This is a genomic window from Nocardioides sp. NPDC092400, assembly GCF_040684155.1.
Taxonomy (GTDB): domain Bacteria; phylum Actinomycetota; class Actinomycetes; order Propionibacteriales; family Nocardioidaceae; genus Nocardioides.
Map to the genome: position 1 here is coordinate 40,742 of NZ_JBFBFJ010000009.1, position 13,938 is coordinate 54,679.

Sequence of the window (13,938 nt, forward strand, 5' to 3'; positions counted from 1 at the left end):
CCCCATGTCCGACTCGACCCTGTCCCGCTCCCAGCCGGGGCACAGCTGGGCCGCGACACTCGCCTCGGGGCGCGGTCGACTCCTGCCGATTCGCGTAGTCACCACCGCCCTGGTGGCCGCCGCCGTGCTCCTAGCCGGCGCGGTCAACGAGTCGACGGTGCGGTACTCGCTGGTGATCGGCACGATCTATGCCATCGCGGTGCTCGGGAACAACGCCATCAACGGTGTGCTCGGCGAGATCAACCTAGCCGCGGGCGCCTACATGGCCACCGGTGCATACGTCATGGCCTGGATGCTCAACAACGAGCACGGGCTCCTGCTGTCGTCGCTGTCGGTGCTGGCGGCCGGGACGGTCGTCGGCGTGCTGCTCGCCATCCCGACGGTCCGCCTCGGTGGCATCTTCACCGCACTCGCCACCTTCGCCCTCGCTTTCGCCATCCCGGACCTCGCGATCTACCTGCGCGAGTTCACCGGCGGCGACGCAGGGACCCCGGTCCCGCCCGTCATGATCGGGGACACGTTCCTCGACGGGTCCTCCATGACGATGCTCGTCGTGGTCTCTGCGGTCTTCCTGATCGCCGCGGCGCTCACGCTGTGGGCGACCGGCAGCCGGTTCGGGATCAGCCTGTTCCTCGTCGGCGAGTCCTCACCGGCCGCGCGGGTCTTCGGCATCCGGGCGACGATCGTCAAGATCGGGGTGTGGACCTGGGCGACCGTCCTGGGAGCTGTGGCGGGCGCGCTCTATGCCCTGACCGTCGGCTTCTTGAACCCGACGATCTTCGTCACCTTCTTGTCCATCTCCTTGTTCGTGGCCGGACTGATTGGCGGCACCCGCAACGTCGCCGGAGCGTGGCTCGGCGGCCTGGTCGTGGGCACGCTGCCCCCGAACATCCAGAACTTCGTCCCGGCCTCGGCCTCCGGCGTCGTCTTCGGCCTCGTGCTGCTCGCCGCCCTGATGCTCGGCACGGGCGGCCTCGGCGGGCTCATCGACCGGGCCGTGGCCCTCCTCGCGGAAAGGCGGAGGCGATGACCTCGAACCTGCTCACCGGCACTGGACTCACCATGAGGTTCGGCGGCGTCGTCGCCCTGAACTCCGTGGACCTTGTCCTGGACGTCGGCGACCACCTCGGCCTCATTGGCCCGAACGGATCGGGGAAGACGACGCTGCTCAACGTGCTCAGTGGCGTCTACCTGGCGACGTCCGGAAGCATCCGGATGGACGACGTCGAGCTGGTCCGGCGACGGGCGGGGGAACGTTCCCGCCGGGGCATTGTTCGCACCTTCCAGCACCCGCAGATGGCGGCCTCGCTCACGCTGCACGAGAACGTGCAGGCGGGTGAGCGCCTCGGCCGGCACCGGCGCACGACATCGCACGGGCACGGGACCCGGAGTCGGGAGCTCCTTGAGCTCTTCGGCTGCGCGGACTACGGGCACCTGCTGCCCCGTGAGGCGCCGTACGGCGCGGTCAAGCTCGCCGAGGTCGCTCGCGCGGCGGCGGCTGAACCCCGCCTCCTGCTGCTCGACGAGCCTGCCGCGGGGCTCAGCGCCGAGGAGCGCACCGAGCTCGTCGCGGCCCTGCGCCGCTACCGCGACGAGCGCCCGGACCTCGCGCTGTGCCTCGTCGAGCACGACGTCTCCCTCGTCTCCGCCGTCTGCGACCGGCTGCTCGTCCTCAACGCCGGCACCATGATTGCCGAGGGCGATCCCGAGAGCGTGCTGGCCGACACCCAGGTCCGCGACGCGTACCTCGGGCCGACCGAGCCGGCCGGTGCCGGCGCGAGTGAACTGAAGGGGTCGCGATGACGCTCGAGATCAACGGACTGCAGGCCGGGTACCGCGCGGGGGTTCCGGTCGTCCACGAGGTCGGGCTGTCGGTCTCGGGCGGCAGCGCGGTCGGAATCATCGGCCGCAACGGCGCGGGCAAGACGTGCTTGGCCCAGACGGTGCACGGCGTGCTGTCGACCCAGGCCGGGACCATCGTGCTCGACGGCGTGGAGGTGCACGGCCTCTCGGTGCGTCAGCGAGTCCGGCGCGGACTCTCGCTCGTGCCTGAGGGTCGGATGATCTTCGCGCAACTGAGCGTCCGCGAGAACCTGGAGATGGCGGCGTACGGCGCGGACAAGCCGTTGGGCCGCGCAGAGCTCGATCGCGTCTGCGACATCTTCCCCCTGCTGCGGACCAAGCTCGACGATCGCGCGGGCACGATGAGCGGTGGTGAGCAGCAGTGGTTGGCCTTGGGGCGTGCGCTGGTGCAGCAGCCAAGCACGATCGTCCTGGACGAGCCGTCGCTGGGGCTCTCGCCGGTGGCCATCGCCGGGCTAGGTGAGTCCCTGGCGGTCATCCGGGACCACGGAGTGGCCATCGTCTTGATGGAGCAGAACCCCCACCTGCTCGAGCGCCTGTGCGACACCGTGCTCCTGCTGGACCGCGGCACCTTCGTCCGCGAGCTCGACCTGGTCGCCAGCGGCCGGGACGTCATCGAGCAGGCCTACCTCGGCGTCTGACATACGGCCTCTGTCAGTCACGTCGTTGGAATCTCGTTCGGTCCCGAGCCGGGGGGTCCATCGCCAATCGTGAACGGTCTCCTCGTCGCAGCCCTTCTCCATGCAATGAGTCGGTTCCGATCCGCCGATTCGGTCGAAGTCCTCACCCATGACGCTCCAGAACTGATTGGGCGACTGGGCTTCGACCGAGTGCTGGTGTCACGCGTTGATGAAGGAATGTGGGTCCCCGAGGCGATGCACGTGCACCGCGACTCTGCGTGGGCCGCAGCGATCATCGAGGCGGGACGCAACGAGCAGGCACCGTTGCATACGGTCGTCGAGTCGGACGTAGTGAGCTTCGAGCGGACACTCGTGGTGCCCGAGGTGCAAGCTCATCCGCGCGTGCACCGCGGCATCGCGCGAATCTCCCGATCGGACAATTATGCGGTGGTGCCGATCACCGTCGGGTCGACGGTGATCGGCATGGTCCACGCCGACTGCTACTTCCAGCAGCGCAAGGTTCATGACGCTGAGTGCGACGTGCTACGCCTCGCCGCTGAAGGATTGGCCGCGCATCTCGGTCGATTGCTACTGCACGACGGACTTCGGAACCTTGAGCGCGACGCCGTGGCTGCCTGGACCTCCACGGCCCGTCCTAGTGGCCCAGCGCCGCAGCGCCAGCCGCTCGCACCGGGCGGCGGCAGTCTGACCGCTCGGGAGCAGCAGGTCATCCGCCATCTGGCAGCCGGTGAGACCAATCAGGTGATCGCTCGACGCCTGCGGGTCTCAGAGGGGACGGTCAAGACGCACGTGTCCCACATACTGCAGAAGCTCGACGCGGCCAACCGTGCCCAGGCAGTCTCCCTATGGCTCGGCAGGTGAGGGATGTCGGTCAGAGCCGCCCGGCTGCCCGGCTGATCGTCTCCCACACGTCGAGGTCCTCGACGAGGTCGGCGTGCCGGCCTAGCTGGACCTGCGGCCCATAGCGGAAGACGAGTCCAGTGGCGCCGGAGTCGAACCATGCCGGCAGGCGCTCGGCGATGCGCCGGTGCGATCCGACGAGGAACATCGTGTCGACCAGCTCGTCGGGCACGGCGGCCAGCGCCTCAGCGTGACGGCCGGCGGCGGTGAGCTCGGTCAGCCGGTCGCACAAGCCTGAGAATCCCAGTGCCTCCGTCTGGAAGCGGAGCGGCTCAGCCCAATCGACAATGTACGACCGAAACCGGTCGAGGCCGGCGCGCACGTCCTCGCTCACTACGAGGTCGACGATGGCCCAGATGTCGAAGTCGTCACGCCGCTTCTCCGGGCCGGCCCTCTCGAAGCCCGCCGCCAGGAGCGGCTCGAAAGCCGGCATCATCCCAGGGGCGAAGCCCCACGGGAACCAGCCGTCAGCGATCTCCGCTGTCAGGGCGATCATCGCCGGTCCGACTGCGGCCAGGACTACTGGCGGCATAGGTGCCCGCTCGAGCGTGTTGACCCATGGCCGCAGACCGAGGGAACCGGGCCCGTCGAACGGGATCCTGAAGTGAGTGCCCTGCAGCGTGACGGCTGCGCCCAGGCGTTCGCGCACGCCTTCGGCGTACAACTCGGTAGGTTCGATCTCGGTGCCGTCGGCAGCATAGGCGCCAGCCGTGTCGAATACCTGACGAACCACGTCGACATACTCACGCATCCTGCTCACCGGACGCGCCCAGGGAACGCCGTGCCAGCCTTCGGCCGAGCTCGGGAACCCGCCACCGATTCCGGCGATGAGGCGACCGCCTCCGGCCATGGCATCGATGGTCATGAGGCCCTGAGCGAGCGTGGTAGGCGGGCGAGCAGTGAGGGTGGCGACGTGCGTGCCCAGCTGCATCCGCTTCGTGACCGCCGCCAAGTAGCCGAGTGGCGTCAGCGAATCCCCTCCGACCCCTTCCGCTGTGAAGACGGCGTCGAAGCCGAACTTCTCGCAGCGTCGGATGCGCTCCAACGGGAGTGTGAAGCGGCGCTCACCCCATGGCACCTCGGTGGCAATCTTCATCGGTTCGCCTCCTCATCCGCGCCGGTGACGTTCGACCAGCGACTCGCAAGCACGATGCCGCGCCGGCGGAAGCGGCACATCTGCCGATCGGCCGACGCGGCATCCGTCGTTCGGACGAGTCAGTGCTCCTCGCCGAGCCTCACCTCCGGCGCCTCGGCATACGGTGCAACCTCGGTGAAGCCCTCGTTGGTCGCGGCCACGATCCGCAGGTCGCGGGACCCGTCACGGGAGTCACGGGTCCAGGCCAGGCCCTTGACGAGCTCGGAGTCGATAGTCGTCTCCGCGAGCGCGTCGAGCAGCTGCTCGCGGTCGGGCACGCCTCCAGCGGTCTCGACAGCCCGCCGGATCACATCGGTGCACACCGAGCCCACGACCCAACCCTCCACCGTGAGGAAGTCGGTCTCGTCGACGTCCGGGTTGTCCTCCGCCATCGCCTCCCGGTAGTCGGCCAGGACCGAGTCGTCATGGTCGGGGAAGGGCGTCACGAAGACGGCGTGGTCGACCAGGGCGCCGTCGCTGAGCTCCACGACCTGCTCGTTCAGCGCAGGGTAGGACAACCCCCACTGCGGGGTGAAGCCGACTTTCGTGGCTGCTCGCACGACCTGGCCCACGACGGGTGCGACGTGGTTGAAGAGCACCATCTCGGCGCCGGACTGCCGGAGCTTGGCCGCGGCTGCGCTCTGGTCGGTGGCCGCAGCGTTCAGCTGCACCTCGGCGACCGGCTCGAGCCCCGCCGCCTCCAGTTGCTGCTCCGCGCCCGACTTGAACGGCAGCCCGATGCCGTCCTCGGTGTAGGCGATCGCGATCTTGGACAGGCCCATCTCCTCGACGGCGTGACGCACGAGGGTGGCGGCCGTGAGCTCGTACGGGGTGAGGACGCCGAACCCGGTCGCGTCGCCCTGGAAGAGCGCGGACTCACCGGTCATGGGGACCGAACCCACGCCCTTGCTCGTCAGGTAGTCGCGCACGGACGCGAAGGTGCCGGAGCCCTGGTTGGCGCACAGCATCTGCACCTCGTCCTGGTCGACGAGCGCGCGCATGGCGGCAGGGGTGTTGACCGGGTTGAACTGGTCGTCCTTGACGACCAGCTTGATCCTGACGCCGTCGATTCCGCCCTCGGCGTTGACCTTGTCGAAGTAGGACTTCATCGAGTGGTAGGAGTTGCTGAGCGCCTCCTGCGGACCGCTCATCGGCATCGTCGTGCCGATGACCAGCTCGTCGTCGGAGGCGCTGGCTCCTCCGCCGCCGCACCCTGCGAGGAGCAGGAGGAGCGTGCTGCCGGATGCAGCCAGGACCGAGGACCTGGTGCGGGTGCTGCTCGAGCGTCGAGCCATGACCGTTCCTTTCGCCGTGCGGCCGGGGGCCGCGGGGGTTCACAAGGTGACCGCCGTCACGAAATTGAGGGAAACGTCGTTCGGGGATCCCGGACGCGCGTTGTCCCCGCCGGCGGCGCGGACCACGGTGCGAGTTGTGGGCCGACGAGGGCCCGGAGCGGAGAGTGGTCTCGATGGATCTCGGAACGATCGTGCGCCAGACCGGATGGATGCACCGGGACAACCGGGCAGTGCAGTACGAGGGGCGCACGCTGACTTGGGGCGAGGTACTCGATCGTGCTTCCCGGCTCGCCAACGCCTTGAGCAGCCGGGGCGTCGCGCCGCAGGAGCGCGTGGCCGTGCTGGCCGACAACGTGTACGAGACGGTCGAGATCAACTGCGCGTGCGCTCTCGGCAACACCCCGATCGCGACCCTGTACACCTACTACTCGATCGACACGAACATCTACCTGCTCGGCAGGATCGGCGCCCGGGTGCTGATCGTTGACCCGGCCCACCTGGCCCAGGTTGAGTCGCGATTGGCCGAGCTCCCCGATCTCGAGGTCGTGCTCGTCCTCGGCGACGAGGGTGCGCCCGGCCTCGAGCGGTACGACGACGCACTCGCCGCGGCCTCCGCCGACGTGCCCGAGGTGCTCGCGAAACCCGAGGACGTGCACATCATCAGGTTCTCGAGCGGCACGACCGGGAAGCCGAAGGGGATCTACTACGACGTACGCGGCTGGCTGGCCTACAACAGCGAGTGGCGCTGGCGCACCCCGCAGCTGACCGAGCACGACGTCTACCTGGCCGCTGGGTCGCTGGCCCACCTCAACGTCGCCTACCTGTGGGGCATGATCGCCGTCGGGGCGACCATCGCGCCGATGGGCAGGTTCGAGCCGGCCGAGTTTGGGCGACTGGTGGAGGAGCTCGGGGCGACGTACACCGCGATGGTCCCAACGATGATCCAGAAGGTGCTCGCCGACGACTCGGCTGCAGCCCGCGACTACTCGAGCCTGCGGTGCCTGACCTACGCCGGATCGCCGATCTCGCCGTCCACGATGCGGGGGGCGATGGAGGTCTTCGGCCCGGTGCTCCACCAGATGTACGCCCAGAGCGAAGTCGCCCCGCTGTGCATGCTGATGCCGTGGGAGCACGTCCTGGAAGGCGATGAGAAGCAGGCCCGGCGGCTCCGCAGCGCCGGCCGTCCGTCGCCCAACGTCGTCGTGACCATCGTCGACGACGACGGGCGACCGCTCCCGCAGGGACAGGTCGGCGAGGTGGCCGCCTGGTCCCCGGGCGCCATGTCCGGCATCTGGGGTGACGAGGATGCCTCCGCGAGGCGGTTCCTCCCGGACGGCAGCGTCCTGACGAGGGACATGGGCTACCTCGACGAGGACGGCTACCTGTTCCTCGCCGACCGCAAGGACGACATGATCATCTCCGGTGGCTACAACATCTGGCCCCTGGAGCTTGAGGACCTGCTGACCCAGCACCCGGGCGTCAGTGCTGCCTGCGTGGTTGGCGTCCCTCACGAGGTGTGGGGCGAGACGCCGTTGGCTGCCGTCGTGCGCGCAGAAGGCGAAGACGGCAGGGCCGTCACGGAGGATGAACTGATCGCCATCAGCCGCGACCGGCTCGGCAAGGTCAAGCGCCTGTCCCGGGTCGTCTTCGTCGACGCGCTCCCCGTCTCCGAGGCGGGCAAGGTGCAGCGCAGCGTCCTCCGCGCGCCGTACTGGGAGGGACGCGACCAGCAGATCGGTGGTGCATGACCGGGGGCCGCAGTGCGGCCCGACCCCGAGCGGGTGGAACTGGTCCGGCTTTTGTCAAACCACCGCTCGCAGAGAATCCGAATCTAATCTAGAATCGGATTGTGCCCCGGGTCACAGGGGCGGGAAGGGGTCTGCGCGTGCTCAACACCATCGTCCGCACCGGTCAGGTGCTGGAGCTCTTCACTCGAAGTCGTCCCGAGTGGGGCGTCACCGAGATTGCCTCGGTGCTGGGCGTCCCGAAGTCCAACGCCCACGAGATCGTCTCCAGTCTGGCGTCGATCGACCTGCTGCGGCGCACCGGACGCTCTCGCTACCGTCTGGGCTGGCGCATCATGACGATGGCCAGTGAGGTCGTGGAGGCTCGAGCGCTCCGCCAGCATGCGCCGGAGTACATGCGTCGCCTGGCTCGCGCCACCCACGAGTCCTGTCACCTGGCGGTCTGGGACGGCCGCCGGCTGATCTTCGTGGCACGGGTCCTCGGCGACGACGGGGTCGTCCAGCAGCATGCCGAAGCCGGCAGCATGCTCTTCGCCCACTGCACCGCATCCGGCAAGGTGCTTCTCGCTGACCTGCCCTGGGACGAGGTCGTGGACCGGGTCGAGCGTGGCGGGGGCTTGGTCGCCCGGACGCAGCACAGCATCACGTCGTTCGACGTGCTGCGCGAGGAGCTCGCGCTGGTCCGCGAGCAGGGCTGGGGAACGAACCGCGAGGAAGCGGACCCCGGGGTGTCGGGGGTCGCCGTTGCCGTGCGACAGCCCGATGGCCGGCCCATCGCGGCGCTCTCGGTCTCGATGGCACGAGAGCGGTTCGACGGTCTCGTGCGACTCCACCTCCCGCTGATCCGCAAGATCGCCCGCCGGCTCGAGAAGGCGATCGCAGAGGAGATCGCGCTCGCCGAACGCGAGGAGATCCGTGAGGTCGACTACCCCGAGGTGCGGCCGCTCGCGGTGGAGCGCTCGACGAAGCCCACTGCGGCCTCGAGCCTTGCAACCGCGTCCCCCCTGAGCCAAAGCTCGATCCTCACCGTCTGACGGTGCCGGCCCGCGCCCCACCCCTCGGTGTGGGGTGCGGGCCCGCATCGAGGCACCACCCGACGCTCAGGCGTCCTAGAGCGAGGGTCGGTAGGTGTACGACGGGCTCCGGGTCACCGCGAACTCGAAGACCCCGGCGCCACGCTGCCCGTCCACGACGAACGTCGCCGGCCTGTCGGTCAGCGGCATGTCCAGAGTCCGCGGGGACACGCTCCCGTCCAGGGCGAACGAGTCCTGCTCCACGTGGCCGGCGCCGTGGGCCTTGCCGTGCCAGCCGCCGTACCCCCCACCCGAGAGGAACCCGCCTCCGGCCGTGCCGTCGACCTCGACCCGGAGCTGCTCCCCGGCCTGCGTCGTCACCAGGAGCCGACCGGTCCGGAAGTCGAGCCCGGCGTCGAACTCAAGGTCGTGCCGCACGTCGACGATGGGATCGATCGAGCCGTCCGTGTGCAGGACGGCCCCGTCGCACAGGTACATCTCGTGGGCGCGCGTCTCGTCCATGATGAAGGCGACCGACCGATCCGGGAGCTGGGCCTGGACCCACAGGTGCATGCCTTGGCCGCCGGCGACCACGCGCACGCCGCGCGACCGGTCGCGCTGCCCGGTCCAGCCGTCGACGGAGGTCGTCGTCCCGTTCCAGGTCATCGTGCCGGTGTAGCTCCCGGACTGGAAGTAGTGGCTGAAGTCCGAGGTGCCGCCGCGTCCGTTGTCGACCCTGATGTCCTCGGTGCGCCACGCGGCGGTGCGGGCGGTCCACGTGACGTCGAGCTCCAGGCCGAGCGGGTTCTGGTCGACCGACAGCCGCCAGACCCGCAGGGGCTGGACGGTCTCCCAGCGCAGGGGACCGACCGACGAGCGCGGCGGGCCGACGTCGGAGAAGCGCAGGTTGTGCTGGGTGTCGCCGTCGACGACGAGGAGGTACCCGTCGACGACCCGGGCCGGCGGGTAGACGCCGGCGCCGATCATCACAAGGGGCGTCGGCTCGGCGCCGTGCAGGTTGAAGTAGAAGCGGTCGAAGAACGCAGGGTCCGCGCCGGGGGGCGCCTCGTCCGTGAGGGCGTCGATGGCGGGCTCGGGACTCTTCATGAATTCTCCTCGGGGTCGTCCATCTGCGCCGCGGCCGGCGCGGCCCTGGCGACGCTAGGTCCACCGAGAAGGGGTGGCACGTGACGTTCGGGAGTCCCGAACGCGGGACGACCAGGGGTCAGACCGCGAGCCCCCGGCGGACGAAGCGCTTGGCCTCGGACACGATCTTCTCCAGCGAGCCCCGGCCCGGGTCCCACCACTCCGGTGCCCAGTTGAGGGCGCCGATGATAAGCATCCGCGCGTCGGCGATGTCGACATCCGCATCGAACTCGCCGGCCTGCTGACCGGCCTCGAACAGGTCTTTCCACATTTGGCCGTAGGTGCGGCGTCGTGACACCTGGCGGGTGCGCATCTCGGCCGGGAGGTGCCCGAGGTTGCGGATCGAGGCCGAGGCGTACTCGGACTCGGTCAGCACGAAAGTCAGGTGGGCCTCGACTGCGGCGAGGATCTTGTCGAGGTTGCTAGCCCCAGACATCTTGGCGAGCGCGCCGGCGACGTGGTCGATCACGCTCTGGTGCCCGGCCGCCACCACGGCCTCGATCACGTCGTCGCGAGAGGGGAAGTAGTAGTAGATGGCCGGTGTCTGAAGCTGGGCGACCGAGGCGATGTCGCTGAGGCGGGTGCCGGCGTAGCCGTTCGCGTTCAGGACCTTCGCTGTCGCGTCGAGGATGCGGGCGCGCGTGCGAGCACCGCGCTCGGTGGCGCTCTGGACGGCGGGAGGCATGACCGCAGCGTAAGCGCATCTATGCCGGCAATGCTCTGGTGCGGGGAGTATCGTTGAGTTTAATTTAGATTCAGAACACGGTGGATCAAAGTCTGGTGAATGGAGCGCAGTGGTGAACGACGACAGCTCAGGGATGGTGACCGGCCCTTTGTCGGGCATCCGGGTGATTGAGCTCGGGGGGATGGGGCCGGGGCCGTTCGCCGGCATGGCCCTGGCGGACATGGGTGCTGAGGTGATCCGCGTCGAGCGCCCTGGTGGCCTCGGCGTGTTCCCCGGGGACCCTGCCCTCGACGTCACGAACCGCGGCAAGAAGATCGTGTGCCTCGACCTCAAGCGACCCGAGGCCGTCGACGCGGTGCTGTCGATGGTGAGGACGGCCGACGTCCTGACGGAGGGCAGCCGACCGGGTGTGGTTGAGCGTCTCGGGCTCGGGCCGGATGTGTGCTGGGAGTACAACCCTGCACTCGTCTACGGACGGATGACCGGTTGGGGCCAGGAGGGACCCCTCTCGCAACGGGCCGGCCACGACCTCTCCTACATCGCACTGACCGGCGCCCTGCACGGCATCGGTGAGTCCGGGGGACCCCCACAGATCCCCATGAACCTCGTCGGTGACTTCGGTGGTGGTGCGACGTACCTGGTGATGGGTGTCCTGGCTGCGCTGCTGGAGGCGCGTGCCACCGGCCGCGGGCAGGTGGTGGACGCTGCGATCGTGGACGGAGCCGCGCACCTGCTGGCCGGGACCCACGGCCTGGTCAACACCGGGACCTGGCGTGACGAGCGGGGGGTAAACATGCTGGACGGCGGCGCGCCGTACTACGCCGTCTATGCGACGGCCGACGGAGGACACATGGCCGTGGGAGCCATCGAGCCCAAATTCTTCGCCCAGCTCCTCGTGGGCCTTGGCCTGGACCTCGACGCGAGTGCCCAGGACGACCGCGCGAGGTGGCCCGAAATTCGCCGGCGGATCGCGGAGGTGTTCGCCGGCCGGACGCGCGCGGAGTGGACGGAGGTATTCGAGCCGACCGACGCCTGCGTCGCGCCGGTGCTCTCGATGATGGAGGCCGCTTCCCACCCGCACGTCGCGCACCGCTCTGGTGTTCGGGTCGACGACGGGTTCGTCCAGCCCGGGCCGGCGCCGCGGTTCTCGCGGCACGGACGGGAGGAGTTCGAGCGTCCGCACCGGCCGGGCGCCGACACACGCACCGTGCTCGAGCAGCTGGGTCTCGACGTCGACGCGTTGCTCGCCAGCGGGGCTGCCCGCGAGGACGTCTGAGCGCGGCCCGGGCGCCCATGAACGGGCGCCCTGCCCCTCACTTGGTCTCGTGGTGGGCGACCCCGGCGCGGGTGGTGCTCGTCGTACGACCGACATGGTCGAGGTACTGCAGGTGAGAGGCCACCTCCAAGATGGCGGTCATGGCGTGGAGCGCACCGAGCTGGTCGAGCTGCCTGGCGTGGCGGGTCCACGGCATCGCGGCAGCGACCTGGTGGGCGGTCGTGAGGCCGCCTGCGACGTGCGACTCGATCACGGCGAGCCGTTCGTCGTGGTGGGCGATGAGCTCCGCGGCGCGAGCGGCGGTGCTCGGCTGAGGCAGGCCGTGGGCAGGGAGCATGCCGAGGTCGGGTCGCTCCACGAAGAGGCGGAGCGACTCGAGGTAGCGGACCAGTGCCAGCGGGTCAGCGACGTTCTCGAAGGCGATCGACGGGGTGATGCGGGGCAGGATGTGGTCACCCGTCAAGGCGACGCCGGCGACCTCGTCCACGAAGGTGACGTGCCCGCGGGTGTGGCCGGGTGTGTGCACCGCGGTGAGGTCGACCCCGCCGAGGTCAAAGCGCTCGCCGTCGCGGATCCAGTGGTCGGGACTGCCGAAGTCCACCCCCCGCTCGTGCGGCGGCCGGATGCGCGCGTCCATCTCGCGAGCCAGGTCCGGCGCTCCGCACGCCCGCAACAGTTCAGCCTGGTGCAGGAAGGGCGGGGCATCCACGGTGTAGTCCTCGATGCTGTGGCGCTCCTCCCGTCCCAGTGCCAGGTGCGTGCCGTGCTCCCGGCGCCACCGGCAGGCGAGGCTGTAGTGGTCCCAGTGCTGGTGGGTGGCCAGGATCCGACGTACGTCAGGTGGGCCCGCGCCGAACGAGGCCAGGGCTCGGACGAGAGGCTGCTCGCCGTCGGTCCAGGCCCACCCCGGGTCGACGACGGTGATGCCGTCGTCGCCCAGCACGAGATAGCAGTTGACGCTCTCGAGCTCAATGGGGAGGGCGAGGGGGACCCGGACGAGGTTCGCCGTGACCTGCTCGGGCCGCCAGCGCTCGTCCTCGGGCGACGCGTCGGCCGGGGTGTGCGCGCTCAGCGGTCGATCCCTCCGCGCGCCACCAGCTGGGAGGCGATGACGTTGCGCTGAATCTCGTTGGTCCCCTCGCCGACGATCATGAGGGGCGCGTCACGGAAGTACCGCTCGATGTCGTACTCCGTCGAGTAGCCGTACCCGCCGTGGATGCGGACGGCGTCGAGCGCGATCTCCATCGCGACCTCCGAGGCGTACAGCTTTGCCATCCCGGCCTCCATGTCGACGCGCTCGCCGGCGTCGTACCTCTCGGCGGCGTGGAGCACGAGCTGTCGAGCGGCGACGAGTTTGGTCGCCATGTTGGCGAGGTACGTGCCGATCTGCTGGTGCTGCCAGATGGGCTGGCCGAAGCTGGTCCGGCTCTGGGCGTAGGCGAGGGAGTCCTCGAAGGCTGCCTGGGCGACGCCGAGGGCTCGCGATGCGACCTGGATCCGGCCGGTCTCGAGGCCCTTCATCATCTGCCCGAAGCCCTTGCCTTCCACGCCGCCAAGGACGGAGGCGACCGGTGTCCGGTAGTCCTCGAAGGCGAGCTCGCACGTCTCGACGCCCTTGTAGCCGAGCTTGGACAGGTCCCGGGACACCGTGAGTCCCGGACCGTGCTCGACGAGGAGGACGGAGATGCCCCGGTGCCGCGGCTCGGCCTTCGGGTCGGTCTTGCACAGCAGGGCGATGAGCTGTGAGCGGCGAGCGTTGGAGATCCACGTCTTGGAGCCGTTGACCACCAAGTCGTCGCCGTCGCGCGTGGCCACCGTGCCCATGGCCTGGAGGTCGGAACCCCCGCCGGGCTCGGTGAGGGCCATCGTCGCCCGGATCTCGCCGGTCGCCATCCGGGGCAGGTAGTGCTGCTTCTGCTCCTCGGTGCCGTAGGTGAGGAGCAGCTTCGCGACGACCGTGTGACCGCCCATCGCCCCGGCCAGGCTCATCCAACCCCGCGCGAGCTCCTCCGTGATTGCGACGTAGGCGGGCATGGAGACGGGCGCGTCGCCGTACGGCTCCGGGATCGCGAGCCCGTAGATGCCGAGCTCCTTCATCTGCTCGATGAGCTTCTCGGGGTACTCGTTCGCGTGCTCGAGCTCGTGGACGCTCGGCTTCACCGCCGAGTCCACCCAGTCCCGGACGACCGCCACCATCTCGCGTTCTTCGGCCGACAGTGCCATCTCTTGCTCCTCCACT

The 13,938-nt window shown here is 69.4% G+C and carries 13 protein-coding genes; 7 read left to right on the top strand and 6 right to left on the bottom strand.

What is annotated here, in order from left to right; genetic code table 11:
• Positions 1-4 precede the first annotated feature (4 nt).
• From AB0N29_RS19775 to AB0N29_RS19790, 4 genes are all read left to right on the top strand, one after another.
• Positions 5-1,030 (top strand): branched-chain amino acid ABC transporter permease, encoded by a 1,026-nt coding sequence (locus tag AB0N29_RS19775; RefSeq protein WP_364869646.1) that lies wholly within the window; start codon positions 5-7, stop codon positions 1,028-1,030.
• Positions 1,027-1,803: an ATP-binding cassette domain-containing protein gene (locus AB0N29_RS19780; protein WP_364869649.1), complete on the top strand. Its 777-nt coding sequence runs from the start codon at positions 1,027-1,029 to the stop codon at positions 1,801-1,803. The genes AB0N29_RS19775 and AB0N29_RS19780 overlap by 4 nt, the downstream gene beginning before the upstream one ends.
• The gene (locus tag AB0N29_RS19785; RefSeq protein ID WP_364869652.1) at positions 1,800-2,504 is read left to right on the top strand and encodes an ATP-binding cassette domain-containing protein; all 705 of its coding nucleotides are present in this window, start codon (positions 1,800-1,802) and stop codon (positions 2,502-2,504) included. The genes AB0N29_RS19780 and AB0N29_RS19785 overlap by 4 nt, the downstream gene beginning before the upstream one ends.
• A 69-nt stretch (positions 2,505-2,573) precedes the next feature.
• Positions 2,574-3,365 carry a LuxR C-terminal-related transcriptional regulator gene (locus AB0N29_RS19790; RefSeq protein WP_364869654.1) on the top strand — a complete coding sequence of 264 codons (792 nt, stop codon included), beginning with the start codon at positions 2,574-2,576 and terminating at the stop codon, positions 3,363-3,365.
• 10 nt (positions 3,366-3,375) lie between these two features.
• Here AB0N29_RS19790 and AB0N29_RS19795 read toward each other — a convergent pair whose 3' ends face one another.
• Together AB0N29_RS19795 and AB0N29_RS19800 are read right to left on the bottom strand one after the other, a co-directional pair.
• Positions 3,376-4,500 (bottom strand): LLM class flavin-dependent oxidoreductase, encoded by a 1,125-nt coding sequence (locus tag AB0N29_RS19795; RefSeq protein WP_364869658.1) that lies wholly within the window; start codon positions 4,498-4,500, stop codon positions 3,376-3,378.
• Between the two features lie 119 nt (positions 4,501-4,619).
• The gene (locus tag AB0N29_RS19800; protein WP_364869661.1) at positions 4,620-5,834 is read right to left on the bottom strand and encodes an ABC transporter substrate-binding protein; all 1,215 of its coding nucleotides are present in this window, start codon (positions 5,832-5,834) and stop codon (positions 4,620-4,622) included.
• A gap of 134 nt (positions 5,835-5,968) precedes the next feature.
• Here AB0N29_RS19800 and AB0N29_RS19805 point away from each other — a divergent pair, with 134 nt between their 5' ends.
• Together AB0N29_RS19805 and AB0N29_RS19810 are read left to right on the top strand one after the other, a co-directional pair.
• A complete protein-coding gene (locus AB0N29_RS19805; RefSeq protein WP_364869664.1) occupies positions 5,969-7,582 on the top strand; it encodes an AMP-binding protein in 1,614 nt (537 codons plus the stop codon).
• Positions 7,583-7,719: 137 nt separating this feature from the next.
• Positions 7,720-8,613, top strand: coding sequence for an IclR family transcriptional regulator (locus tag AB0N29_RS19810; protein WP_364869667.1), 894 nt, complete (start codon positions 7,720-7,722; stop codon positions 8,611-8,613).
• Positions 8,614-8,688: 75 nt separating this feature from the next.
• On the opposite strand, the gene AB0N29_RS19815 is transcribed toward AB0N29_RS19810, so the two are convergent.
• Together AB0N29_RS19815 and AB0N29_RS19820 are read right to left on the bottom strand one after the other, a co-directional pair.
• A complete protein-coding gene (locus AB0N29_RS19815) occupies positions 8,689-9,699 on the bottom strand; it encodes a hypothetical protein (RefSeq protein WP_364869670.1) in 1,011 nt (336 codons plus the stop codon).
• 118 nt (positions 9,700-9,817) lie between these two features.
• Complete coding sequence (locus AB0N29_RS19820) at positions 9,818-10,423, bottom strand: TetR/AcrR family transcriptional regulator (protein ID WP_364869673.1); 606 nt, start codon at positions 10,421-10,423, stop codon at positions 9,818-9,820.
• A gap of 112 nt (positions 10,424-10,535) precedes the next feature.
• Between AB0N29_RS19820 and AB0N29_RS19825 the strand changes: the two genes are divergently transcribed.
• Positions 10,536-11,699: a CaiB/BaiF CoA-transferase family protein gene (locus tag AB0N29_RS19825; RefSeq protein WP_364869676.1), complete on the top strand. Its 1,164-nt coding sequence runs from the start codon at positions 10,536-10,538 to the stop codon at positions 11,697-11,699.
• A 37-nt stretch (positions 11,700-11,736) separates the two neighbouring features.
• On the opposite strand, the gene AB0N29_RS19830 is transcribed toward AB0N29_RS19825, so the two are convergent.
• Both AB0N29_RS19830 and AB0N29_RS19835 read right to left on the bottom strand, forming a co-directional pair.
• Positions 11,737-12,771 carry an MBL fold metallo-hydrolase gene (locus AB0N29_RS19830; RefSeq protein WP_364869748.1) on the bottom strand — a complete coding sequence of 345 codons (1,035 nt, stop codon included), beginning with the start codon at positions 12,769-12,771 and terminating at the stop codon, positions 11,737-11,739.
• The gene (locus tag AB0N29_RS19835) at positions 12,768-13,922 is read right to left on the bottom strand and encodes an acyl-CoA dehydrogenase family protein (protein WP_364869679.1); all 1,155 of its coding nucleotides are present in this window, start codon (positions 13,920-13,922) and stop codon (positions 12,768-12,770) included. Before AB0N29_RS19835 ends, AB0N29_RS19830 begins: the two co-directional genes overlap by 4 nt.
• Between the last annotated feature and the right edge of the window lie 16 nt (positions 13,923-13,938).